General features: G+C 31.4%; 26 protein-coding genes. 18 read left to right on the forward strand and 8 right to left on the reverse strand.

Going from position 1 to position 23,771, the window contains the following annotated elements; genetic code table 11:
• Positions 1–2: 2 nt before the first annotated feature.
• On the reverse strand, positions 3–1,109 hold the full coding sequence (locus ACNART_RS16620) for an efflux RND transporter periplasmic adaptor subunit (RefSeq protein ID WP_416303645.1): 1,107 nt from the start codon (positions 1,107–1,109) through the stop codon (positions 3–5).
• A 208-nt stretch (positions 1,110–1,317) separates the two neighbouring features.
• On the opposite strand from ACNART_RS16620, the gene soxR reads away from it, so the two are divergent.
• Positions 1,318–1,767 (forward strand): redox-sensitive transcriptional activator SoxR, encoded by a 450-nt coding sequence (gene soxR / locus ACNART_RS16625; RefSeq protein WP_196532938.1) that lies wholly within the window; start codon positions 1,318–1,320, stop codon positions 1,765–1,767.
• A 6-nt stretch (positions 1,768–1,773) separates the two neighbouring features.
• On the opposite strand, the gene ACNART_RS16630 is transcribed toward soxR, so the two are convergent.
• The 7 genes from ACNART_RS16630 to ACNART_RS16660 all read right to left on the reverse strand — a co-directional run bounded on the left by ACNART_RS16630 (position 1,774) and on the right by ACNART_RS16660 (position 5,859).
• On the reverse strand, positions 1,774–2,205 hold the full coding sequence (locus tag ACNART_RS16630) for a hypothetical protein (protein ID WP_416303646.1): 432 nt from the start codon (positions 2,203–2,205) through the stop codon (positions 1,774–1,776).
• The gene (locus ACNART_RS16635) at positions 2,195–2,887 is read right to left on the reverse strand and encodes a MoaD/ThiS family protein (protein ID WP_198626480.1); all 693 of its coding nucleotides are present in this window, start codon (positions 2,885–2,887) and stop codon (positions 2,195–2,197) included. The genes ACNART_RS16630 and ACNART_RS16635 overlap by 11 nt, the downstream gene beginning before the upstream one ends.
• Positions 2,868–3,428, reverse strand: a complete 561-nt coding sequence (locus ACNART_RS16640; protein ID WP_349442932.1) for a type III secretion protein — start codon at positions 3,426–3,428, stop codon at positions 2,868–2,870. The genes ACNART_RS16635 and ACNART_RS16640 overlap by 20 nt, the downstream gene beginning before the upstream one ends.
• On the reverse strand, positions 3,412–4,173 hold the full coding sequence (sctJ, locus tag ACNART_RS16645; RefSeq protein ID WP_416303647.1) for a type III secretion system inner membrane ring lipoprotein SctJ: 762 nt from the start codon (positions 4,171–4,173) through the stop codon (positions 3,412–3,414). Before sctJ ends, ACNART_RS16640 begins: the two co-directional genes overlap by 17 nt.
• Before the next feature lie 2 nt (positions 4,174–4,175).
• On the reverse strand, positions 4,176–4,460 hold the full coding sequence (sctI, locus tag ACNART_RS16650) for a type III secretion system inner rod subunit SctI (RefSeq protein WP_151436217.1): 285 nt from the start codon (positions 4,458–4,460) through the stop codon (positions 4,176–4,178).
• Between the two features lie 23 nt (positions 4,461–4,483).
• Positions 4,484–4,738: a type III secretion system needle filament subunit SctF gene (gene sctF, locus ACNART_RS16655; protein WP_198620585.1), complete on the reverse strand. Its 255-nt coding sequence runs from the start codon at positions 4,736–4,738 to the stop codon at positions 4,484–4,486.
• Between the two features lie 716 nt (positions 4,739–5,454).
• Positions 5,455–5,859 carry a hypothetical protein gene (locus ACNART_RS16660; RefSeq protein ID WP_416303648.1) on the reverse strand — a complete coding sequence of 135 codons (405 nt, stop codon included), beginning with the start codon at positions 5,857–5,859 and terminating at the stop codon, positions 5,455–5,457.
• 296 nt (positions 5,860–6,155) lie between these two features.
• Between ACNART_RS16660 and ACNART_RS16665 the strand changes: the two genes are divergently transcribed.
• The 17 genes from ACNART_RS16665 to ACNART_RS16745 all read left to right on the forward strand — a co-directional run.
• Positions 6,156–6,911, forward strand: coding sequence for a helix-turn-helix domain-containing protein (locus ACNART_RS16665; protein WP_416303649.1), 756 nt, complete (start codon positions 6,156–6,158; stop codon positions 6,909–6,911).
• Positions 6,895–8,607: a type III secretion system outer membrane ring subunit SctC gene (gene sctC / locus ACNART_RS16670; RefSeq protein WP_198620582.1), complete on the forward strand. Its 1,713-nt coding sequence runs from the start codon at positions 6,895–6,897 to the stop codon at positions 8,605–8,607. The genes ACNART_RS16665 and sctC overlap by 17 nt, the downstream gene beginning before the upstream one ends.
• 4 nt (positions 8,608–8,611) lie before the next feature.
• On the forward strand, positions 8,612–9,688 hold the full coding sequence (gene sctW, locus ACNART_RS16675; RefSeq protein WP_416303650.1) for a type III secretion system gatekeeper subunit SctW: 1,077 nt from the start codon (positions 8,612–8,614) through the stop codon (positions 9,686–9,688).
• A 27-nt stretch (positions 9,689–9,715) separates the two neighbouring features.
• The gene (locus tag ACNART_RS16680; protein ID WP_198620580.1) at positions 9,716–11,821 is read left to right on the forward strand and encodes an EscV/YscV/HrcV family type III secretion system export apparatus protein; all 2,106 of its coding nucleotides are present in this window, start codon (positions 9,716–9,718) and stop codon (positions 11,819–11,821) included.
• An 8-nt stretch (positions 11,822–11,829) separates the two neighbouring features.
• Positions 11,830–12,243, forward strand: coding sequence for a type III secretion protein (locus ACNART_RS16685; RefSeq protein ID WP_196532927.1), 414 nt, complete (start codon positions 11,830–11,832; stop codon positions 12,241–12,243).
• A gap of 3 nt (positions 12,244–12,246) precedes the next feature.
• Positions 12,247–13,548: a type III secretion system ATPase SctN gene (gene sctN, locus ACNART_RS16690; RefSeq protein ID WP_198620579.1), complete on the forward strand. Its 1,302-nt coding sequence runs from the start codon at positions 12,247–12,249 to the stop codon at positions 13,546–13,548.
• Positions 13,532–13,996: a type III secretion protein gene (locus ACNART_RS16695; RefSeq protein ID WP_198620578.1), complete on the forward strand. Its 465-nt coding sequence runs from the start codon at positions 13,532–13,534 to the stop codon at positions 13,994–13,996. Before sctN ends, ACNART_RS16695 begins: the two co-directional genes overlap by 17 nt.
• On the forward strand, positions 13,974–15,284 hold the full coding sequence (locus tag ACNART_RS16700; RefSeq protein ID WP_368927890.1) for a hypothetical protein: 1,311 nt from the start codon (positions 13,974–13,976) through the stop codon (positions 15,282–15,284). Before ACNART_RS16695 ends, ACNART_RS16700 begins: the two co-directional genes overlap by 23 nt.
• Positions 15,281–16,204: a FliM/FliN family flagellar motor switch protein gene (locus tag ACNART_RS16705; protein ID WP_368927891.1), complete on the forward strand. Its 924-nt coding sequence runs from the start codon at positions 15,281–15,283 to the stop codon at positions 16,202–16,204. Before ACNART_RS16700 ends, ACNART_RS16705 begins: the two co-directional genes overlap by 4 nt.
• 4 nt (positions 16,205–16,208) lie before the next feature.
• Positions 16,209–16,868 carry an EscR/YscR/HrcR family type III secretion system export apparatus protein gene (locus ACNART_RS16710; RefSeq protein WP_198626475.1) on the forward strand — a complete coding sequence of 220 codons (660 nt, stop codon included), beginning with the start codon at positions 16,209–16,211 and terminating at the stop codon, positions 16,866–16,868.
• Positions 16,868–17,122, forward strand: coding sequence for a type III secretion system export apparatus subunit SctS (gene sctS / locus ACNART_RS16715; RefSeq protein ID WP_072069116.1), 255 nt, complete (start codon positions 16,868–16,870; stop codon positions 17,120–17,122). Before ACNART_RS16710 ends, sctS begins: the two co-directional genes overlap by 1 nt.
• A 5-nt stretch (positions 17,123–17,127) precedes the next feature.
• Positions 17,128–17,901, forward strand: a complete 774-nt coding sequence (sctT, locus tag ACNART_RS16720; protein WP_349442924.1) for a type III secretion system export apparatus subunit SctT — start codon at positions 17,128–17,130, stop codon at positions 17,899–17,901.
• Complete coding sequence (locus ACNART_RS16725) at positions 17,894–18,952, forward strand: EscU/YscU/HrcU family type III secretion system export apparatus switch protein (protein ID WP_198626474.1); 1,059 nt, start codon at positions 17,894–17,896, stop codon at positions 18,950–18,952. Before sctT ends, ACNART_RS16725 begins: the two co-directional genes overlap by 8 nt.
• Positions 18,953–19,104: 152 nt before the next feature.
• Positions 19,105–19,620: a type III secretion system translocator chaperone SicA gene (gene sicA / locus ACNART_RS16730; protein WP_198620572.1), complete on the forward strand. Its 516-nt coding sequence runs from the start codon at positions 19,105–19,107 to the stop codon at positions 19,618–19,620.
• Positions 19,613–21,751 carry a type III secretion system translocon subunit SctE gene (sctE, locus tag ACNART_RS16735; protein ID WP_368927893.1) on the forward strand — a complete coding sequence of 713 codons (2,139 nt, stop codon included), beginning with the start codon at positions 19,613–19,615 and terminating at the stop codon, positions 21,749–21,751. The genes sicA and sctE overlap by 8 nt, the downstream gene beginning before the upstream one ends.
• Positions 21,752–21,779: 28 nt before the next feature.
• On the forward strand, positions 21,780–22,631 hold the full coding sequence (locus tag ACNART_RS16740; protein ID WP_416303651.1) for a type III secretion protein: 852 nt from the start codon (positions 21,780–21,782) through the stop codon (positions 22,629–22,631).
• Positions 22,632–22,634: 3 nt separating this feature from the next.
• Positions 22,635–23,771, forward strand: a 1,137-nt coding sequence (locus tag ACNART_RS16745) for a hypothetical protein (RefSeq protein ID WP_416303652.1), incomplete at its 3' end; no start/stop codon positions are given.

The following is a 23,771-nucleotide window of genomic DNA, read 5'->3' on the forward strand; positions in this document are numbered from 1 at the left end:
CGTTATGGTTTTGTTGTTGCTGATTGAGCCAACGCCAATGTATCTTGCTCAATGGGTTCAATTGCTATCCCATCACTTAATTTAATTTGGCCTGATGAAACAATTTGATCTCCAAGGGCTAAACCCTCTTTTATTTCAATCATGCCGTTGTAGCGCAATCCAACTTTCACAGAGACACGCTTAGCGATAAGGTTTTTTTGATTGTCAGATTGCGCTACAAACACGGTATCTCCATAAGCAGTATAAGTGACTGCCGTTTCTGGTACGGTTAATACCATAGGACTATCAGGATAAGTAACTTGAACACGAGCAAACATGCCCGCTTTTAATTTATTGTCAGTATTCGGTAAAACAGCCTGTATTTGCACTGTACGAGAAGGGCCAATAAGAGGATCAATCGCATTTATTGAACCCGTAAAAATAATATCTGGGTAAGCATCGACTTCGATATTGATTGGCTGTTTGGTTGAAATTTTCGGTGCAGCTTGTTCATCAAGGGAGAAATTGAGCTTTAAATGGCTTGCATCAACGAGTGAGGCAACACGTTCACCCGCATTAAGATATTGCCCTTCATGGACAAGTTTTATTCCAACAATGCCGTCAAAGGGCGCTTTAATTGCTTTTTGTGCAATCCGCGCTTTCACTTCACGAATGGAGGCCACAATCATATCGCGTTCTGATAACGTGCTATCTAATTGCGCTGTTGCCACCATATTTTTACTATAAAGCTGTCTGGTTCGAGAATAGAGTTTTTCTGCGTTGGTTAATTGCGCTTGTAAACGTAATAACTCAGCTTGTTCAGGTTCATCATTTAATTTCGCTAAAACTTGACCCGCTTTAACAGTTTGCCCCGACTCAAAATTAATCACAGCAATTCGACCATTGGTTTCAGCAGCTAAATAAACTTGGCGCGCAGCTTCTAATTCTCCAACCCCTTGCATATTGTTGGGTAATTTTGATGATTGTACGGTTGCTAATGCCACTTTTGTTGGAGGGTAAGCAAATTGCTGCGTTTCCTCATCATTTGATGAAGTTGTCGCGTAGACTATCGCACCTGCACTGAGCAAAAAAAGCGAGGCACAGACGGTAAAAGTGAGTTTTTTATTCATATTATTGCCTATCCCATGATGAGCATTTTTCTATTTTTATTGATTGAATTGTTGCCACAGTGCTTTGAAATAACGGTTATTTGCCGTTGCTATAAATCATTTCTCAACGATCTTAAACATAGAAGTCAGTATTCCACTGGCTTGACTTAATTTGAGGAGAGGACTATAAAACCTCAAGTTAAGTTGAGGTCAAGAGGAAAAGTTAAAAATGAAAAAAGAAAAAATAGATTTCAATAGAGCACTTACTGTTGGTGAGGTAGCAAAACGAAGTGGTGTTGCAATTTCAACGTTACATTTTTATGAAGAAAAAGGATTGATAGAAAGCTATCGAAGCGCAGGTAATCAACGCCGTTACCCTCCAGTTGTATTGCGTTATGTGGCAATTATCAAAGCGGCGCAGAGTACAGGTATTCCACTAAAAGAAATTCAGGAAATACTAGGAAAATATCCACCAAATAGTAAATTGACCGCAGAACAATGGCACGAAATATCAACGGATTGGAAAGTGCGATTAGATGAAAGAATTCACCGCCTTAAGCGACTACGTAACGGACTTGATCACTGTATTGGCTGTGGTTGTTTATCGCTAAGTGATTGCCCATTACGTAATCCAGATGACATTTTAGGTGAGAAAGGTGCAGGAGCTCAGATCCTATAATTAACGTTAAAATGAAAACGAAGCGCTATCAGGTTTAAAGAAGCTATCATAATCGTCTTGGTTATCGTTCATTCCTAATAAGTCGAGTGTAAATTGGTGATAAAAACCTTGGTAAGAAAGAAGTGAAATTAACGCCTGATTAATGACCTCTTTATTATCACTATTTTCTAATTCACTTTCTTGGCGAGCATACATTAATAGCGCAACTTGACGTTTTTCTTTTAAGGTTTGATTGCCTTCATTTTTAACATCAAATTGATTTAATAACGCTAAGATATCTTTGACTGTATTCACGTTGGCCGTTTTTAAATTTTGGTAAAAAGTAGGATTTAGTGTCGCCATTAAAGGATCTAATTCCTTATTTACGATACTTTTTGATGCAGGAAAATGAGGCTGTGGTTCATATAAAGTCTGTGTTTTCAAAGCATCAATCTTCATTATTGCCCCCACTGGATGTTTCTATTTGAGGATGCATATCATCCGATATATCAAACGTATTAATAAATTTCAGCAGAGCCTCTTTAATTTCTTGAGTAAATGTTGCTTGATAAGATTCAGAAAAAGGTTGGTGAAATTGTGCTTTTAAATCATTGAGTAACAGTGCAGGATCAAAAAAAGTCACTTGATCACCAGCATGAATAGCAATGACCTTGTTGTCATGAGATACCAATTCAATATTGATATTATTGAGTTCTTTCTCAAGATATGGACGTAGCGTTGCAGGAATATCTAGCGTAATTTTTTTCTCTGAAGGTGTTGCTGAAATTAAACGACGTGTGAGTTCAACTTGTATTTCTGGTGAGTCAAAAAATTGAGCAATAGTTGCGGTTATTTGCTCTCTTTGTTGAAATTCATAGTGTGCCAGTTGCTCTTGATATTGAATTGAGAATTTTAATATATCCCCTAATAATGCTTGTAATCCTTTACTATAAGCTTGGTTTGCTATCTCCTTATTATGCGCATCTAATTTATCATTAAAATCTCGGAGCATTTTTTTTGTCGCGTGTTTGGCCGCTAATCCAGCTTTATAAATATTATCAAGCTGTCGAACATAGCGAGCCCGTATTAATACACCTTCACGAGTGTATGTTAAAAGATCTTTAGACAGCGAGCGCAGCATAATCTAATACCAAAAGAAAAAGTGAACGGGATAAAAAGAGTGACTGAGGAAGTTCAACCAGTGATGATTGTGGTGCAAAAAGCAATGTAAAACGTTGAGCCAGTGCGGTTGAAATTGACTGAATAAAATCAAGCAGTAATTGATAACCAACACTAATTGGATCACTCACTTTAAGTGAAAGCACACTATTTTTATTTCCGTTTAAAACAGGATAAAGAGATAAGAATGCTTTTAATGGTGGATCTAAACGATAGTAATTTCCCGATAATAAAAGTGTTTCTCGAGAATAAAAATAGCCTAAGAATAAAGCACAACGAGGAAGTAATGCCCAATGGGTAAAAATCTTTTCTACGATAATATCAATGTCACAATCTAGTTGATTAATAAGTTGATATCGTTGAATTAATTGGCGATTGGCTAATTTTTGCCATATCGCACTTTCTTCTTTTGAGGCTAATACAGAATAATTAGCATGAATATAACTAAGGGGTTCATACATTACCTTAGATATCGTTTCAAATTGTTCAGGAGTTAGATTCATTATCACTCTCTATCTTCTGTATTTTTTTACGTCGATACATTACTAATGCAATCACAATGACAGCGGCAATAATCACTAATAATAAGCAGGGGAATAACCAAGAGCTAAAAGATGAATTAGGATCATCTTGATGTAATTGGTTGTTTATTAACGTGAATTTATTGATATTTCGTGGATATAGCAAAACGGTAATATTATTCTCATCCATATCGCTAAAAGCATTATGAATGAAAGCACGAACATCTTCGCTTAATTGGTCATTATCTAGCATACCCTCTTCATAAAAAACTAAAGCTGAAGAATGAGGTGTTGGAATAACACGTTCTGTGGGGGATATTGGATAACTCACATGTACCCTAGCATCAATAACATGGTCAATTGTAAGTAATGATTGTTCTAATCGCTGCTCAATAGCTGAAATTAAACGGGCTTTTTCTGCTTGAGGCGACGATACCAATGCGTCTGATGGAAATAATTGAGTAACCTCAATACGGGAGAGTGTGGGTAATTGATATTCTTCTAAGATCTGAATAGCAATTCCCATATCTTCTTTTTTGACCGAAACATCAAATAACCCTTTTCCTAATGCTTTACGAGTACTGGTTATTTGGTGTTTTTGTAAAACAGCTTGAATTTCCGTTGCCTGTCTTTGATCCAAATTAGTGAGTAGAGATTGATCTTTACAGCCACTTAATAATGGAAACAGGCAACATAATAATGCCAAAAACAAATATCGCATTTTCATTACTATTGTGCCTTGAGTAATGTTTCAACAATATTCAGTGATTTTCTGGCTAACGTGCTCGCTAAATTCATTGTAATTGTATAGTCATTAAGTGTTGTTTGTAGTTGTGTGTAACTTTGAACATCACTTAATTGGCTTAATGTTGTTAGCTTTTCTTGGATCTGTTTTTCATATTGAAAACCACTTGTGATGCTGTTTACCATTATTGAGGATAAATTATCATCACTTGTGCTTTTATCGTTTGGTAATGTAGCCAAATGAACAGGAACAACTGGGGTAATCGCCATATACAGCCTCCATTAAATAAAAACTAACGCATATTCCCGATAATGCTCATTGCCAAATCTTTCACAACTTTAATCGACGTTGATTCTGCATTACGCGTAATATTATATTCAGCAAGCTTTGCTTGGTAATCGGCTAAGGCCGCAGCATTTGATGTATCTGTTTTTAATGCATTTAATGCAATTTTTAATGCCTCACTTTGTTTTTGTACAGGCTCTTGAAAATAACTATCAACTTGGTTAATAGTGCTGACATCATCGGCAACAGAATAAGCTGGCATAATAGTATTCCTCTAAGATTGATTCTAAATTATCGGTTATAAATATCGTTATTATCCTTGAGGAAAATAACGATGTTGGTTATCAAGAAAGATATATCCATGATCTTCTTGTAATGTTGCTTTATTTTTCAACATAGGATTGCTTATATTTTCACGGTAAAAAATAAATTTTCTGCCAAAAATAGCCGTTTGTTTTTTGATATAAGTATCCAGTTTTTCTTTGTTACTGATATTTAATGCATCATCAAAAATAAAGGTTAATCCGTTATTTTTTTCTTCAATGGTATAACCTATTGTTTTAGTTAGCTCAAATTCATTTATATCATTAATAATGTTGGGTATTGATATTCCTTTAATGGTTGGCTGGCAATTTTTTGAAAAATCAGAATTGATATTATTGATTATTTTTAATTTTTCAGTTTCATTATGATAAAAAAAACTAACAATAGGTTTGAATTTATCTTTAAAAATTATATGTATTTTTTGATGATTATTACCGGTAGATAAGTTTTTTATTTTTTCCAGATAGATAATTTTATTTTCTAATGTATTTTCTATTTTTGACGTCGGGTATAAATTATCATAAATGCAATAATATCCATTTTTTCCTTGATATCCTTTAAAATTTAAACTTTTTGATAAAGTTGGAATAATTTTTTCTTCTGTCGGTCTCTTTATATAAAAAACTAATGCTATAAAGAATAGTGTTATTAATATTAATAATAAAAGATTTTTTTATTTATGATGCCTGTTTTTTTCTTTTTTTTAAAATCAAATGATGCGAAAGATAAATCATTTTTATCACTAATAAAAAAGATAGGCGTATCATTGCTATATATTGGACTATCGACTTTCAACGAATATTCTTTATCGATTTCTTTTTGTATTAAGCTAATTTCAATTCTATATTTATTATTTTCACTATTATCTTCATCAAGTATAATAGCGAGCTTTTTCTCATCTTCCTGTTTATCACAAGGGATATAAAGTATGGTTTTATCATTTTCTTCTTTATTTTCAATGTATTCTTTATTATATAAGAATAATGAATAGCGATTGGGTGGTAGAGGAATGATTGTTCCTTTTAATGGGCCACTGAGGATGTAAATATAATAAAGCATGGATTTAGCCTAATGATAAATTGTTATTAATTCATAATATAAATATAGTTTAGCCAAACGAGCATAAAAATTCTTTTAAAAAAAAGCACATGTTTTTTATTTGATAGTGGTATTGATATTTTACTATCACTTTTTTTAAATAATAAACAGAAAAAATTTGTTATTCATCTTTATAGTTAATAATAGGTGATATTATTGTAAGATTATATAAAGTAAAACCATAAAAATGAGTTAGCTAAAAGTTTATTATCTTTAATTTTTTAAATTTACGATAAGTATAAGTCGAGGTATTTGCTATGTTAATAAATGATATAAAAATAAGTGGCGATAAAAATATATTGCTGGGGAATTCATTGTTCTTTTGCATTCCTTTAAATAATGATTTCCCAGTAAAAATATATGATGAAAAAACGACTAAAATTATAAAAGGAAAGGCTTTTATTTATAATGCCAAAAATGAAGATGTTATTTTTCAATCTGAAAATCAGTCATGGAAAATTGAGAAATGTTCATTTTTTATTTGTGCGAGGTTATTGGCGTTTATTGATTATGCTCGTGATTTTTCAAAAATGACAGCAATAGGATCTGAATTTGATATTAATCAACAGATTTTTTATATAGAAGATACTAATAAATCTCTAGAATACGTATTAATAAATGAAGCAATAAAAACAGAAAGTCAATTAGAGCCTTTATTTGTCACGATAAGACACAGTGAAAGTTATTGGCTTATTTTGCATCTCATTAGCTATTTAGATGAGAAGAAAAATAATATTGCACAAATCGGAAAGCGATATGGAGTATCAGGTACACATTTTAGACGACTATGTAAACGTTATTTAGGTAATTGTGGAAAAAGTCAATTGCGTTCATGGCGTGCAGCATCTTCAATTTTAACCACGCTATCAACCGATGAATCATTGACACAAATTGCAGTCGATAATGGGTTTAGTTCAGCGTCTCATTTCTCTAATGAAATTAAGACATTATTTGGTATTACGCCAACAGAATTTCGCCGAATTGGTCAGCATCTTTATGAAAATAAAAAATAAGATTTATTGTGCTATTGGGCTAGCACTTTGCTGCAGTTTGTCTTTTCAAACTCAAGCTGCGCAAGGAAAAGTTATTTATACACATCAGGTGAAAAAACCTGATGTTTTTATTGCGGTTGATACTCGAGTAGAACAATTCTTTCTTGTGTTATCAGATAAACTAAATAAACCTTTTATTCTGAGTAATGCGGTAAAAAAGGAAAGAGTAACTGGAAATTTTGATATTTCCTCACCAGAAGAAGCATTTGAATTGATGATAAAACGCTTGTCATTACTCTATTTTAATGATGGAAAATCAATTTATATTTATGAGAACAGTGAGATCCTGCAAGAGCTATTTCAGGTACAAAATATAGGTTTAATCGAGCTAAAAGAATATTTACAAGATGTGGGATTATATGATCCTCGTTATCCACTGCGAGCAGGTCGTGATCAACGCACTTTTTATATTTCTGGGCCCCCTGTCTATATTCGGTTGGTTAAAGCGGCGGCTGAATTTTTAGATAATGATGTGCAAGAGCAAATTAATGAAAATATAAATAATCAAGTACCAACGGGAAGTTCTCGTTATGGTGATGAGTTTGTACAAATATTTCCATTAAAAAACACTTTTGTACAAGACCGAGCTTACACTTTACGTGATGAAAAAATTGTTTTACCTGGTATCACTTCTGTTTTACAGCAACTATTTATGTCTTCTGAGGGAATCAAAAGAACAGCAATAGAGCCTAGCCGTAATATAGAAAATGACAATGCACAGCAAGATGATGAAACGATAAATAGCATTCAAGAAGCTAATGCTCCTATTATGACCAAAATGGGACAATACAATGTCGAATTAGTCCCTTTACCGGGCTCAAATAGTCTTTTAGTTAAAACGAGCCGAGAAGGCTTAGCGCTGATTGGTTCGCTGATTACTCAATTAGATAAACCGAAAAGGCAAGTTGAACTGTCACTATGGATAATCGATATTTCTAAAAATAAAGCCGATAGTTTAGGGGTTAATTGGCAGGCGAGTTATGGCTCGAGTAAAGGTACTTTCTTTTTTAATACGGCAAGTTTAAGTGCAGCATCTGGTTTGAGTTTCTTAGGAAAAATCAAAGCATTGAGTGAAGATGGTGAAGCACAAATGGTGTCTCGTCCTATTTTATTAACTCAAGAAAATACACCTGCTATTTTTGATAACAACACCACTTTTTATACACAAATAAAAGGCGAACGCGTTGCTTCATTAGAATCAACAACGTTTGGTACGATGATCAGTGTATTACCTCGCATTGGTAATTTGAATAAAGATATTGAGATGATCATTAATCTTGAAGATGGTGCTGAGAAAAAAGATGAGAATGGTGATGATGAAAGTGTTGAAAAATTACCGGTTATAAACCGTACAAACATTAGTACTGTTGCCCGTGTTTCTGAAGGTGGAAGTTTATTAATTGGTGGATATACACGCGAAGATAATGTGAAAGCTGAGAATAGCGTTCCTTTTTTAAGCACTATTCCTTTAATTGGCCGAGCATTTAGTTATCAATCTGAGAATAACAAAAAAATGATCCGTATTTTTATGTTGCAACCTCGATTATTAGAAAATTCGGATACTGAAGATTTTGGATCTTTAATTGAAAATCCATTTCAACCGATTGATAAAAAAACATCTCAAGCATTAAAACAACTTCAAGCCTTTATGAGGTAGCACTATGATCGGGCCAATTAATACCTCTACTTCCACAAATTTAGCAAACAACAGTATTGGTAAAAAAAGCCAACAAGAAACAGAATATAAACAACCAAAAATAAATGAAAGTCAAAACTATCAAAATCAATTAATCGAGATATCTGATGATATGTCTATGGTTGCAACACTGTTTTCTCAACGCTTTGGTCAGTCATTAGATAAAAAAGCAAATAGAGGGCAAAGCACATTATATATTGCAGAAGAGGGGGCTGATAAGAAACTCGATAAAGTCATGATGTTATTTAGAAAATCAGGGCGAAGTTTGCAAGAATTGCTCAGTTATTTACGTAAAATGTTCCCTGATGAAAGTGATCTCGTGATGGTTTTACGAGAATTACTTAGAAAAAAAAAGTTAGGTGCACAATTAGATGCAGGTATTGAGAATGAGATAAACCGTTTACTTGAAGGGGAGAATGGAAAGCAAATTAGAGCTGGTATTAATATTGCGCTTCAGACTAAAACATTTGCAAAGTTGCTTTCTCTCAATGCTCAGACATTAAGAGATCTTTATCGTAGTTTTATTAACCTTGATTTTGAACCTATTTATTTTTTTAAGATGTGGGTAGAAGAGTATGACATTAAACAATGCACAATTATTTTGAGTTTTTTAACACAAAGCTTGATTTGTGATATGCAATCATTAATGCCCAGTTGTTCTCAAAGTTCAGAGTTTGGTTATTTTCTAGACCGTGTTAATAAGTTACGGACTTTATGTAGCTTTATCGAAATCAATATAGAAAAACTAGAAAAACAAGATTTAAAAAATACAATAACAGATAAAGAGCTGTATCAATTGGTTTTTCATGGAATGACATTTCCAGAAGAAATGGAAAAATATTTAATATCTCTTTTAGAAAATAAATGGATAGATTATTTAGTTAATATAAAAATGAAATTATTACAAGGAATAAAAACGATATTTAATAACTATCCAGAGTCATTATATTTATCTTATGAATTTAGAGATGAATGCCAAATAATCATACAAAAACTTATAGATAATTACCTTCGATTAGAACAATATCAACAAAGAAAATAAACAAAAAATAATTTATGGATAATTTCTATGATTTATAGATTCCTATTGGCAATAAAAAATAGACCAGAACTAATCGTATTATCGGTTATGATTTTGGTTATTATGATGTTAATTATACCTTTGCCAACATATATTGTGGATTTCCTTATTGGATTGAATATTACTATTTCTCTTCTTATTTTTATGAGTTCATTTTATATTACTCGAATATTGAACTTCATGACCTTTCCAGCATTATTACTGATTACGACACTTTTTCGTCTTGCTCTTTCTATTAGTACAAGTCGATTAATCTTATTGGATGCGGATGCTGGTGAAATTATTACTTCATTTGGTGAGTTTGTTATTGGTGAAAATTTAGTGGTAGGTTTTGTTGTTTTCTCAATTGTGACTATTGTGCAATTTTTGGTAATTACTAAAGGTTCTGAACGTGTTGCAGAAGTTGCGGCGCGTTTTTCTTTGGATGGTATGCCCGGAAAACAAATGAGTATTGATGCTGATTTAAAATCTGGGATCATTACTAATGAAGAAGTGAAAATAAGAAGAAAAGAATTAGGTCAAGAAAGTCAATTATATGGCTCCTTCGATGGTGCAATGAAATTTATTAAAGGCGATGCAATTGCGGGCATTGTCATTATTTTTGTTAACTTAATTGGGGGAATTTCTGTCGGTATGGCGCAAATGGATCTCTCAATTTCACAAGCGTTACATACTTATACACTTTTGACCATTGGTGATGGGCTTGTTGCTCAAATTCCTGCATTGCTGATTTCTATCAGTGCGGGTTTTATTGTTACGCGCGTTGGTGGTGAAAATAATAATCTTGGTTTTAGCATAATGAATGAATTGTTAGCTCAAGATTTTGCGTTGTTAGTAACTGCAATCCTTGCCTTTGTTATTGGTTTTTTACCTGGTTTTCCAACCCCTGTTTTTCTTATTTTATCGGTAATATTAGGAGGCTATTTCTTTAAAAAACAATGGAAAAGTAAGAAAAAAGAAGCCTCTACAGAAAGTGGGGATGAAAAAAATGAAGATGATGCTTCAGATCCTGATAGTAAAAAAGGCATTATTTCAAATCTATTTTCAAATAAAAATGAATCAGACGATGAAAATAGTTTATTAACTGAGAATATTACCTTATCTCAAGCAGAAACATTACCTTTAATTATTACGGTTTCCGCTAAAAAGAAAGCGTATCTTTCAAAACTAGTTTTTGAAAAATGGTTGAAAAAAGAATTTATTTTACAATACGGTGTGTTGCTTCCCGATATTGTTATTCATTATTCGGATAAAATTGATGAAAATAAAATTATTATCTTAATAAACGAAGTTAAAGCGGATGAATTTGATTGTCCTTTCCCCTTTGTTTATGTTGAAAATCCTAATGATGAACTTTTTTCTTTAGATTTTAAAATGATAGAGATTAAGGATAATGATGTTATCCATTATTGGATTAATAAGAATGATACAGATAAATTAACATCGTTAGGTTATAAAGTAGAATTGCCAGAAATCTATTTTTATAGAAAATTTTCCAACTTGATTACATTGAATATTGTTGAATTTCTTGGAATACAAGAGACAAAAAATATTCTTGATAAAATAGAGGAAAATTCACCTGAACTTTTGAAAGAGTGTTATAGACAAGTCTCTATTCAACGAATTAATGATGTTTTACAACGCCTAGTACAAGAAAAAATTCCTATTAGAAATATAAAAACAATAATAGGAGGTTTAGTACAATGGGGAAGTAGAGAAAAGGACCCTGTACTTTTAACTGAACATATCCGATCACTGCTTTCACGTTATATTAGCCACTTTTTTTCAAAAGATGGAAAATTTAATGTGATTATTTTATCTCATAATGTAGAAGAGATTATTCGTAGTGGAATAAGGCAAAGTTCTTCGGGAACATTTTTAAATTTAGAACCTGCGGAGCTTGATATGATAATAGAAAAAATATCTACTGCTATTGATGAGATTAAATATATTCAAGATTATGTGTTTTTAACAGCAATAGATATAAGGCGATTTGTTAAAAAACTAATAGAAACACAATATCCACAGTTATCTGTATTGTCTTATGATGAAATTACATCTGATATTGAAATTAACGTTTTACAATCTATTTAGGAGAGATTATGTCTTTTGATCTAGCAAGTTTAATTATGGATGCCATGAATGTAATTGGACGCAATGATTTATTCTCAGAGGGAAAATCTGTTGATAATCATTCAACAATAACAATTAGTTTAGGCGATATGCCTGATATTAATTTATTGGTTGTTGATGAGGTTCCTATGATCTGGTCTGTGCTTGGTGAATATGATGAAAACTTATTATCACAATGCAGTACATCATTATTATTAACCAGTATTAATAATCAAATGGAGAGTTTTTATCCGGGGCAGCCTGCTTTAGTGAAAGTAGAATCTGAATTAGAACTACGTGCCTCATTTATGCCCATTGCTTTACAAAATGGTGAATCAATGGCGAAAGCGATTGATGAATATTTCCAAATGATGAATAGCGTTCATCAACAGTTTATTGGGTAAAAAATGAATAACACATTTTCAATATTTCATCACGCGGCTCATCCTATGCGAATACAAGGTAATATTCTTGAAGTCATGCTACGTGATGTATTTATTGGAGAAATTTGTCTATTAAAAGATCCCATCATTAATGGTCAAATTATTGGTGAAGCGATAGTGATTGGTTTCCGTAATGGTATTACGATTTTAAGTATGATGGGAAGTTCGCAAGGTTATTCTTTGCAAATAATCGTAGTACCGACGGGAAATGCTTTTTCAGTCGCTTTAAGCCCTAATGTTTTAGGGAGTATGATTGATATTAAAGGTAACTATTTATTACGCTTTAGTAATAAAAAAATGGAAGAAGAAAACTTCTATTCATATTTACCTATTGATGGTCATCCTCCCTTATTTAGTGAAAGACGGCCTATCACTACAATTTTTGAATCAGGTGTTCGTGCAGTTGATGGATTATTAAGTTGTGGATTAGGGCAACGAATGGGAATTTTTGCCAGTGCAGGAACGGGTAAAACAATGCTTATGAATATGTTTATCCGTTTTTCTCAAGCCGATGTTTTTGTTATCGGGTTAATTGGTGAAAGAGGGCGTGAAATCACAGAGTTTGTCGAGGAATTAAAAGCAGATAAACGATGCGAAAAAACAGTATTAATTTGCTCAACTTCAGATCAACCCGCAATAGAGCGTTGTAACGCAGCATTAGTTGCCACCACAGTTGCTGAATACTTCCGAGAACAAGGCAAGAATGTCGTATTATTTATTGACTCAATGACACGTTATTGTCGAGCTTTAAGGGATGTCGCTCTTACGGCTGGCGAACTTCCTGTTCGTAAAGGTTATCCTGCTTCTGTCTTTGATAAATTACCCGCGATCCTAGAAAGACCTGGAGTGACTGAAAAAGGTTCAATCACGGCATTTTACACTGTCTTGCTTGAAAGTGATGATGAACCAGATGCCATAGGAGAAGAAATTCGTTCTATTTTAGATGGACATATCTATCTTTCACGAAAAATTGCCGCTTCGGGTCATTATCCTGCGATTGATATTTTAGGCAGTGTGAGCCGTATTTTTCAGCAAATAACCCATGTTGAGCAACAAAAAGCAGCATTGAAAATAAGACAAATATTGATGCGTTTACAGGATATTAAATTATTACAAGAGGTGGGTGAATATCGTGTAGGTGAAAATGAATTAAACGATCTTGCTGTAAATAAACAATCAGCAATAGAGGCGTTTCTTGTTCAATCCTTCAAAGAAAAAGCCGATTTTCAACAAACTTTGAACCAACTTTATGCGCTTACCTCTTAATCAACAGGTATTGATGAATGCTATTGCTAAGCGCCAGCAAAGAATAGAAAGAGAGCAACAAAAGCATCAACAGTTAATAAAAGAGGCTGAAGATAAGAAAAAAGAACAAATGCGATTAGCTTCTGCGCTAGAAAATGAAATCCCTATGTATGAAAGAGTGGGGCATTATTCAACGCTTTCGTTAAATCAACAAAAACGTAAACAAGCTATTGTCTTAGCGTCATTGAATATTTCCATTACTCAAATTAAGGAAATAGAGTATCAATTAGATAAATTAAAAAAAGGAAGTCTAAAGTTACAAAAAGAAAGGGAAGTGGTGATCAAAAAACAAAAGAAAATGAAGCTTTATCTTGAAAGAAAAGCATTAAAAAAAGAGTTATATATTGAAAGATTAGAACAGAACGAAATACAGGAGATGGTATTGTATGATATTAATAAAGACAGATAATGTTATCTTAAATACAAATTTATCAAATGAAAGAATTAGTGAAAATAAGTCTGTTTTTTCTAAAAAATCATCACTTTCTTCTACTGATTTAGAATTATCAATGACTGATAATGAGAGTGTTTCTTCTGAAAATGTCAGTAAGATAAAACAAAAACTAGATGACTTTTATCATCTAAATCATAAGGATGATATTGACCTAAAAAGTCATCTAAAAATAAATTCCAATAAAACAAAAACTAAAGACGAAAAGGATAAAAAGGATGAAACCGATTTTTTAAATTTAGAAGGACTATTATTAACACAAAGGAAAATATATTCACAAATTTGCGTTCATGCAAAGCAAGTGAAAATAGAAAAAAAATCACTATCTAATCATGAAAGTAAAAAAATACCTGTTTCTCATAAGATAACGGTAGAGAGTAATTTAAAAGTTACGAATGATCTTAAATCAAGTAAAGACATAAGTGTTGGTGCTTCTGATGGCAAAAAGGAAAATAAATTAGATATTAATGGGGCAGGTTTGCTTGATGAAAGGAAAGTCGTCAATCAGAAAGTAAAAAGTGTAGAGAAAAATAAAGTTATTAATCATAATGTAGAAGAAATAGATAATAAAATTAAAACTCATAAATTTATCAAGAACAATGAAAAACAAGTAGAAAACAACATAGAGAACAATACAGAGAATAAACAGTATTCCTATGGGGAAGAACGCTCTTTTTCTAAAGATAATACTGCATTTAAAATAAAAGAGAATACATTGGGTATTCAAAATGACCTAATAGAAAAATTAGATCATTCAGCCCATAAAAATAGTCATTCAAAGAGTAATGAAATAGAGAAAAATAGTCTTTCATTTAATACTGAAAAACGAAATTCGAATATAGATAAATTGGATGAAAAAAAAGTAAAAGAAGAAGTTAGTAATATATCTATATTTAATAATATAAAGCCAGAATATCAACAGAAAATACAAGAACCCTTAATTGATAAAAAACTGCTTGATATACCCGCTTTAAGTCTTCTTTATAAAGAAGTATCAAAGATGACTCAACCTCCTAGTATTACTTATGTTTTTAAAAAATGGGGAAGTGAGCTTCATCAGATGAAAGTTAATTTTGATATCAATAAAAAGATCGAATTGATTGCTTCTACTGGACGCGTTTATCAGTCCTCTTTAGACAATTTTAATCAATATCAAGGACGATTAGCGCTTTCATTAGAAAATGATAATTCTCATTGGCAGATTAATGCAATTGATCCTTCCAATGATAAAGAAGATGAAAAATGATCTTATCAGATGTTAAAGAAAGTATTACTCAAGATCAAAATAGCGATTCAATGAATATTCTATCTTCTTTATATGAAGCTCAATTGCCGATCACTTCTGCTTATTATTTTAAAATAAAAGGTAAAAATACATTAGGTTCATTTACAGGGCTTATTGCCGTTAACCAAGTCATGGATAGCCTGTATTCTGAAAAAAAAATAGATTGGGAGCAGGTTCCAGAAGCTTATCTTCGCGTTCTATTCTCACAGAAATGTTCACAATTATTGTTTCCTTTTTCGAAAGAAGAGATGTCAGTAGCGGTAGAAAATATCTGTTTAGGAGAGCAAAAAGAAGTTAACTATCCCGTTGTAAATACCTCAATAGGAGATGTATTTATTTGCTCTTTTGAGGGGCATTATGAATGGATGTTATCTTCAAAAAATAAAATAAATGCTATTGCTCAATTCCAGCTTGGTAATAGCAAAATGACCGTTTCGTTATTAAAAACCCTTTCTTTGGGGGATATTGTGTTGATTGATAGCATTGATTCTTCACTTATTATTGGTGAAAAAAAATGGATGCGTTATCAATGGCAAGAAGGAGAAAACACGGTGGTTTTAGATGAAGAGTTACTAGCCAATGAGGTAGAGGAAGAAGCATTAATTGAAGATATTGATACAAATACAGCGACACAAGAAAATGAGGATTTAAAATCAATTGGTACTATTCCCATCACCTTGTCTTTTTTACTCGCAAGTAAAGTATTATCTATTGAAGAAATTGAAAAACTAGCCCCAGGACAACAAATTATATTACCTGATAATGCTTCACGACAGATTACATTAGTTGTTAATGGTGTTGCTATTGCTCAAGGGGAATTAATTAAAGTGGGTGAGCGATTAGCTGTAGAAATTCAACGTTCCCATTTACAGCAAGATTAAATATATGGAAAGCTCAACGACGCTCATTTTAACGTTAGCACTAGCAACATTAGCTCCTTTTATTATTGCTGCCGGAACCTGCTACTTAAAATTCTCTATCGTACTTGTGATGACTCGTAATGCTTTAGGTGTTCAGCAAGTGCCTTCTAATATGGTACTCAATGCGATTGCATTAATGATGGCTTTGTTTGTTATGACACCAATAGCAAAAAATACCTATCATTATCTTATTGAAAACCCGGTTGATATAACTTCTCCTGATTCTTTTGAGCGATTTTCTGACGATGCATTAGGGGAATATAAACAATATTTATACAAATATTCTGATCCTGAGTTATTAGATTTTTTTGAACAAGCACAAGGAAACCGACCTGATAGCTATGGCGAGAAAGAAAATATAGAAAAATCGTTGTTATCACTGCTTCCCGCATATGCATTAAGTGAAATAAAGTCTGCTTTTATTATTGGTTTTTATCTTTATCTACCTTTTATTGTTATTGATTTAGTTGTTTCTTGTATTTTATTAGCGCTGGGGATGATGATGATGAGCCCAGTCACATTATCAGTGCCGTTAAAATTAATTTTATTTATCGCTATGGATGGTTGGACTCTCTTAGCTAAAGGACTAATTAATCAATATCTTGAACTCATGGCGGTAAGGTAATGGATATGGTTTATGCGGCTAATAAAGCCGTTTATTTAGTGATATTACTTTCAGCGGGACCTATTGCCATTGCGACATTTATTGGATTGGCGATTGGCTTATTACAGACCATTACACAAATCCAAGAACAAACATTACCTTTTGGTGTAAAACTTGTTGGTGTTTTTGTTTGCTTATTAGTCACTATGGGTTGGATGGGCGATAAAATATTAGTGTATGCAAAAGAGATGATGACGTTAGGATTTGCAGGATAAATAATATGTTAATACTGCTAGGGTATATACAGACTTATTTAATCGATCTTTTTTTACTTGTTGCAAGATTATTTCCTATCTTTCTTTTTATTCCTTTTTTAAATAGTCGAGTTCTTAATAGTCAATTATTAAAATATATTATTATTTTTTATATTGCTATGGGAATTAGACCCAGCATTATTATTACAGATGAAGTAAGAAATATATGGGAAATTATATTATTAAGTGAATTACTTCTTGGCGTTTTAATAGGGCTTCTTTTTGCTACTCCATTTTGGATCGCGTCTGCATTTGGCGAGTTTGTGGATAACCAACGAGGGGCGAGTATTGGGGATACTATTAACCCAACTACGGGAATTGAGTCTTCTGAATTCGCTTCATTAACGGGTTTATTTTGCGCTGCCTATTTTTTATCGACAGGTGGCCTAACCTTATTGATGACTACGATAAAAGATAGCTATGATGTATTTCCCATTGGTTATTTTAACAAAGAAATTGGTTATTCTTTTATTGGGCACTGGCTTAATAGTATGATTCATACTGCGCTTGTTTTAGTCTCACCCGTACTGATTATTATGTTTTTAAGTGAAGTTGCACTGGGTGTTTATTCTCTATTTTGTCCTCAACTAAATGCATTTTCACTGTCATTATGTATAAAAGGAATTATTGCCTTTATATCATTACTTCTTTTCTTTACTTCGGCGATGACCACAGAACTTTATGCATTTTTTAATAATAGATACTTTTATACGATCTTTATGAGTATTTATCATGGCTGAAAAAACAGAAAAACCCACTCAGAAAAAACTCGATGACTCTGCAAAAAAAGGGCAAAGTTTTAAGAGTAAAGAGTTAACGTCAGGACTTGTTTATCTTATCGGTGTTATGTATTTATTTCATCAAGTTGATTTAGGTGAATTTAGTCGTTTTTATCAATCTCTTTTACTTCATCCAACAAATATTACATTAAAGAGTTACGTCGATGTGATATCAAAACTATTCTTTGATATTGTTTTGCCGATACTTGTTGTTGCTTTTTTATCTGGTGCTATTCCTTCTTTATTTAATTCGCGTTTTAAACTTGCAACTGAAGCTATTAAGATTGATCTTAATCATATCAATCCAATTTCAGGATTTAAAAAAATATTTAGTATAAGAACAATAAAAGATTTATTAAAAACATTATTATTTATAGTTATATTTTTAATTACTTGTTATGTTTTTATTATTTTACATGGTAAGGAAATATTTATATTATACCGCTCTGATTTAAATGTTGTTGTTGATAAATGGTGTTCACTCGTCGTTAATTTTGTATTTATATTTTTTATTCTTTCAATACCTATTCTTATTTTAAATATTATTGCTGATTTCTTTATCTTTATGAAAGATATGATGATGGAAAAACATGAAGTTAAGCAAGAATATAAAAATATGGAAGGCGATCCAGAAATAAAATCAACTCGTCGACAGTTTCATCAAGAATTGCTTGATGAACCGATGAAAAAAGTAATTCGAGATTCATCTGCTGTTATTGTCAATCCAACCCATGTGGCTGTTGGTATCTATTTTGATCCTGATAATGGCATTATGCCTTTAGTTTCATTGAGCTGTATTAATGATAAAGCATTGGCGGTGAAAGCTTATGCTAAAAAAGTAGGAACACCAGTTGTTCGTTATCCTGAACTGGCGAGAAAAATTTATCATAAATATCATTTATTTGATGTAATGATAGATCAAGATTTATTAGATGTTATGGATATTCTTATTTGGCTTAAGAAAATAGAAATTGAAGGATTATTAAGAGAAGAAATGGACTATATAAATTAGTAATAAATCAACCTAGCGCATATATATTTTAATTATAAAAATAATGTATTTATTTTTATAAATATAGGCGTGTGTTTTATTAAAGTAATTAATTAATGATTAAATTAGAATTTCATTATTAATTATTCATCATCGATGAAAGGATTAACATCATGTCAGTATATAAAAAAATGTCAGAAAATGAACTTGATCAATTAGCAAACTACATTGTTTCTATTGTTCAGAACGGGACATCACTCAAGGACGAAGGCGCTATCCCAGAAGGATTTATGGAAGGAATCTATTCATTTGCTTATGACTTTTACCAGAAAGGAAAACTGGATGAGGCCGAAGCAATTTTCAAATTTTTGTGTCTCTACGATTTTTATAATGTTGATTACATTATGGGGCTTGCTGCTGTTAAACAATTGAAAAAACAGTATCAAGCGGCAATTGATCTTTATGCTTTAGCTTATCTCAATGCGAAAAATGATTATCGACCTGTCTTCTATGCTGGGCAATGTAATTTATCGCTTGGTGAAAAAGAAAAAGCAAAATATTGTTTTAATCAAGTTTCAGAAAAGATTAACGATCAATCTATCAAAGAAAGAGCCAATGTTTATTTAGAATCATTAAAAGATATTCCTCTTGTTGTTCTTAATGCAGATAAGGAAGAACAGTATGAATGATATTAATAAGGTTAATGATAAAATTATATTTTCTACACCTCTACCTTCTAAGGAGGTAGAAAATGTCACTATAAATACGACACAGCAAGCTCAAAGAATTAATACTGTAAATGAGCATGTTGTATCTTCACAAATTAAAGATAAAGAAAATAAAATTTCTGCACCTGCTCTTAGAGCACCTATTGAGCAGAAGAAAAATAATCAAAGAATTAATGTTCAAAATGATGTGCAGTATAAAATCAATGTTTTTTCTCAACAAAATAAAAAAGAAAATGACAAGGCTGCTTATAGCCAAGAAAAAGGTAACAAACTAGATATATCTCAAAATCAAAAATCCTCTTTAGCATTCTCAGCACCAAGCCAATCAGAGAATAAAAAATCGACGAAAGATTATGATTTTTTATTTTTACAACTCTCTTATCAGAATGTCATTCATCAGAATGTTTTAGATAAAATTAAAGATCCAGATAAGCTTGATTATTATATAGATAAGCTAAATAAATTGTCTCAAGGCATTGATGGCTTAAAAGAAAAATTTAACTCTGTTCTAGATACTATAAAGAATAGTAAAGATGCTTATGTTGATTATTGGATGGAAATTAATAGTCAAATTAAATCGAATAAATTCAAAACAGAAGCTGAAGTCGAAAAATTCTTAAAAAATAATAATATTCCTAGGTCATTAATTGAAGATTTATTATCAGGAAATATTAAATCTAAAAGTGATATGGAAAATTCACTTAAAAAAGCATTTCCATTTTTGAATTTACCAGATGATATTTCTAAATTATCGTTAGATGATTTAGATAAATTATACAGTACGTTATCTGATTTTTTTGATAATGCTTTTAAATATATGCCTAATGTTTCTATTAGTGAAGATAGAATTAATCAGATCACTTCACATAAGGACGAATTAAAAGCCTTAATAAATAAAAAAGAAAATACATCAATAAAAACAAATTTAGATGAAATCAGAGAAACCTATAGAGTCCTTACATCTACTCAAAGTGCATTAGAACTTGAAATAATGTCAGACTCCTTATCAGGAATGGCATTATTAACTTTCTTATTAGCGAAAACACGTGAATTAACACTCAAAGTAATGTTGCAACGTTCTGAAAATGAACAAGCGCTCTTTGAGGAAATGCAAGAAGTGACGGAAAAATCACTTAAAGAAAAAATTGACGATCAAAAAGCTCAAATAAAAAAGCAAGAAGAAATCCAATTTTGGGCAGGTATTGGTTTGAAGCTGTTAGCTGGATTATTAGCCATCGTTGCGGGTGTTGCTTCTATTTTTACGGCAGGCGCTTCCATGGCTTTAATGGCGGTTGCAGTTGTATTAATGGTCGCCGATGCTGCATTAACTATTGCAGATGAAGTGTATCAAGCGATACATGGCACATCGTTTATGGATGAATTAATGCAACCTCTTACTGAAGCTTTGATGGAGGCTTTAGATAAGGTGGTCGATTTTCTAGCGGATATGATTTATGGCTCTTTAGATGCATTAAAGAAATTAGGTATAGATAAAAAAATCATTGAGGATATAAAAAACTCAATACAAGATAAATTAAAAATGGGACTTAAGGCTTTAATTACCGCGGTTTTATTTATTGCCGCAATTGCATTAAGTTTTGTTGTTGGTCCAGCTGTAAATGGTATAACCAATGTAGCCAAGAAAATTGTTAATCAACAAGTCAGAGATATGTTGAAAAGAGTCTTCAATGAAGCACTTGAACTTATGATGGGAAAAATGATTAAAGAAATCATTGTTCAAGCACTTGAAGAAGCCATGAAGAAAATTAATAAACTACTTGCTAAAGAGTTCAGTCAGAAAGCAGGTGTTATGTTAAACAGAACCGTAGTTATTTCTAAGTTAGCCAATGCAACAGCAACAAATGCAGTTAATATTTATAGTAGTGTTCTTTCTGCAAAAATTATGCAATCTGTCGCTGATAGTAAAAAATTAGATGCCATATTAAATCTTATTCAAAAGCTAATGGATAAGATAATGGAAAGTTATCATGAGAATATCGATACCATCACTGAAATTTTAAAAAATATGAGTGAAAAATCTTCTATAAGTAATCGAACTAAATCAGATATGATCAGAAATATATCTATTTAATAAAATTTATTTTTATTAAGGAGTTAATATGAATATGAAAGTAAGTAATGATAATTTATTTAATAACTATAAGTCTGAACTTAATGAAGTCAGTGGAAATAAAGATTTTATTAATGATAGTAAACTAACTAAAGAAAATTTAGAGAGTTTAAGTAAAGATATTGATAATAGATTAAATAGTATTTTAGAAAAAGCAAAAAGCATATCAAAGCCAATTCTAACTGAACCAGAAGTAAAAACACCGGATATAAAAAAGATATTAAAATCACTCGAAGTTGATAACGATAATGATATTTATGATCATATAAAAACAGAAAGTTTAGGTATGTTTAATTTTGTATCTTCGGATATGATGAAATTAATCAATTTGATTGTTAAGTATTTAGAAGCAATGATTAAAAAGTTCGAAGCATCTAGAGAAATGGGTGTGATGCTGATGAATATTGAGTTAAATATCGCTGATCAAATAAAAGATAATCTTAATAAAAAAGCCAATATTATGATTGGTGCCGCAATTACGAGTGCGGGTATTTCAATGGCAATACATGGTATGGGGGCTTTTGTTTCTATTAAAGGTATGGGTAAAGATCTTATTGGTCATTCTAACCCAACGATGATCACCGGTAACTTAGTGACTTCAACTGCGGATCCTTTGGCTAGAGTAGCAGACCAAACTTTGCAATCTCAAGGAATTGTATTGGATGGTAAACAGAAAGTATTAGAAGCAAGAGGAAGTATTAATAATCATGTCATTAATAATAATAATGAGATGCAACGCGAAGTAACGGAAGTGATAAAAGCATTGTTACAAGCCATTGAAGCAATTATTCATGCGCAGCAGGATGCTGCTTCTGCAATTGGTTCGAATGTAAGAGGATAATTTATGGCTAAAGCTATTGATTCAGGGATGTCTAATATAGCAAGTCATTCGAAAATCTATTCTTCAGATAATGATATTGTTTCTACATCTAAAAATGAAAAACATGTTTTAGATGATATGAAAGAGTTATTAATAAATATAAGGCGAGAAAAAAAAGATTTTGATCTTGATAACTGGATTGATTGTAATAATTTAAAAGGAAAAACAGAGAGGGAAATATATGTTTCTCTCTCTGCACAATATGATAAAAATATTATTTTTCATAATCAATGTTTAAGCTCTATAAAAAAATTAGAACCCATTATAAAAGATATACGTCCAAATCATGGTTATCCTACTGATTCATTAAGTGATTTTTTTTATGAAGTTAAGCAATCAATCGTTGTAGGTAAAAATGATTATTTAGATATTCTAAAGGATGTTTTTTCCAATTATATGGATTATGTAAGGGACTTAAGAGCAGCAATAACATCCATTACCCAATATACCAAAGCGGGTAAGAAAGATGGGTGTATTGCAATTAATTATATTGAACTTAAAAAAGTATTGGTGAATGTTAAAAAAAGTTATCATGAAAAATTAGGAGAGAAATCATTTTTTTACACTAAACTTTTATTTGAATGTCAAAATGATGGGAGTTACATTAGAAAATTAGGGGGGCATTTAATAAGTTATAAAGAGAAAGAACAAGTTTATCAATCATTAAATGCAATAGAAAAATTATTAAAAGATATAAAAGGTATTAAGGTAATAAAAGAAAATCACTCATTAGAAATAAAAAATAATATTGAATTTAATTTTATTGGCCATATCGATTTTGATGATCTTGATAATCTCTTGGAAAAAATAAATACTGATATTTCTATGGATGGCGTATTATCGGACGCTGAGATAGAGAAAAAAAGAAAACAACTACTTTATGATAATACATCTTTATTTGGTTTAGTTAAACCTGGTTTTGATATTGAAGAAGAAATGAGAAAGATAAAAGCAGATAATGAAAATAAAAAAGAAGAAGTAAAATATAAAAATGTTTTACAAACTGAATTTGATTTATTTAAAAAATCGCTTGATTCATTAGAAAAGAGAATGAATTCTAATCTTGATGAACTCTCTAAAAAATATAGCTCAGCAAATAGC

It is taken from the genome of Proteus sp. LHD240705, from assembly GCF_047921555.1.
Lineage (GTDB): Bacteria > Pseudomonadota > Gammaproteobacteria > Enterobacterales > Enterobacteriaceae > Proteus.

Excerpts from the sequence above, each read along its gene's own strand:
- sctC (WP_198620582.1), top strand. The coding sequence starts at position 6,895 with ATGAAAATAAAAAATAAGATTTATTGTGCTATTGGGCTAGCACTTTGC.
- soxR (WP_196532938.1), top strand. The coding sequence starts at position 1,318 with ATGAAAAAAGAAAAAATAGATTTCAATAGAGCACTTACTGTTGGTGAG.
- ACNART_RS16725 (WP_198626474.1), top strand. The coding sequence starts at position 17,894 with ATGGCTGAAAAAACAGAAAAACCCACTCAGAAAAAACTCGATGACTCT.
- ACNART_RS16620 (WP_416303645.1), bottom strand. The coding sequence starts at position 1,109 with ATGAATAAAAAACTCACTTTTACCGTCTGTGCCTCGCTTTTTTTGCTC.
- ACNART_RS16705 (WP_368927891.1), top strand. The coding sequence starts at position 15,281 with ATGATCTTATCAGATGTTAAAGAAAGTATTACTCAAGATCAAAATAGC.
- sctS (WP_072069116.1), top strand. The coding sequence starts at position 16,868 with ATGGATATGGTTTATGCGGCTAATAAAGCCGTTTATTTAGTGATATTA.
- sctT (WP_349442924.1), top strand. The coding sequence starts at position 17,128 with ATGTTAATACTGCTAGGGTATATACAGACTTATTTAATCGATCTTTTT.
- ACNART_RS16740 (WP_416303651.1), top strand. The coding sequence starts at position 21,780 with ATGAATATGAAAGTAAGTAATGATAATTTATTTAATAACTATAAGTCT.
- sctE (WP_368927893.1), top strand. The coding sequence starts at position 19,613 with ATGAATGATATTAATAAGGTTAATGATAAAATTATATTTTCTACACCT.
- ACNART_RS16660 (WP_416303648.1), bottom strand. The coding sequence starts at position 5,859 with ATGCTTTATTATATTTACATCCTCAGTGGCCCATTAAAAGGAACAATC.
- sctN (WP_198620579.1), top strand. The coding sequence starts at position 12,247 with ATGAATAACACATTTTCAATATTTCATCACGCGGCTCATCCTATGCGA.
- sicA (WP_198620572.1), top strand. The coding sequence starts at position 19,105 with ATGTCAGTATATAAAAAAATGTCAGAAAATGAACTTGATCAATTAGCA.
- ACNART_RS16695 (WP_198620578.1), top strand. The coding sequence starts at position 13,532 with ATGCGCTTACCTCTTAATCAACAGGTATTGATGAATGCTATTGCTAAG.
- ACNART_RS16630 (WP_416303646.1), bottom strand. The coding sequence starts at position 2,205 with ATGAAGATTGATGCTTTGAAAACACAGACTTTATATGAACCACAGCCT.
- ACNART_RS16685 (WP_196532927.1), top strand. The coding sequence starts at position 11,830 with ATGTCTTTTGATCTAGCAAGTTTAATTATGGATGCCATGAATGTAATT.
- ACNART_RS16700 (WP_368927890.1), top strand. The coding sequence starts at position 13,974 with ATGATATTAATAAAGACAGATAATGTTATCTTAAATACAAATTTATCA.
- sctI (WP_151436217.1), bottom strand. The coding sequence starts at position 4,460 with ATGGCGATTACCCCAGTTGTTCCTGTTCATTTGGCTACATTACCAAAC.
- ACNART_RS16680 (WP_198620580.1), top strand. The coding sequence starts at position 9,716 with ATGATTTATAGATTCCTATTGGCAATAAAAAATAGACCAGAACTAATC.
- sctF (WP_198620585.1), bottom strand. The coding sequence starts at position 4,738 with ATGCCAGCTTATTCTGTTGCCGATGATGTCAGCACTATTAACCAAGTT.
- sctJ (WP_416303647.1), bottom strand. The coding sequence starts at position 4,173 with ATGAAAATGCGATATTTGTTTTTGGCATTATTATGTTGCCTGTTTCCA.
- ACNART_RS16665 (WP_416303649.1), top strand. The coding sequence starts at position 6,156 with ATGTTAATAAATGATATAAAAATAAGTGGCGATAAAAATATATTGCTG.
- ACNART_RS16635 (WP_198626480.1), bottom strand. The coding sequence starts at position 2,887 with ATGCTGCGCTCGCTGTCTAAAGATCTTTTAACATACACTCGTGAAGGT.
- sctW (WP_416303650.1), top strand. The coding sequence starts at position 8,612 with ATGATCGGGCCAATTAATACCTCTACTTCCACAAATTTAGCAAACAAC.
- ACNART_RS16710 (WP_198626475.1), top strand. The coding sequence starts at position 16,209 with ATGGAAAGCTCAACGACGCTCATTTTAACGTTAGCACTAGCAACATTA.
- ACNART_RS16640 (WP_349442932.1), bottom strand. The coding sequence starts at position 3,428 with ATGAATCTAACTCCTGAACAATTTGAAACGATATCTAAGGTAATGTAT.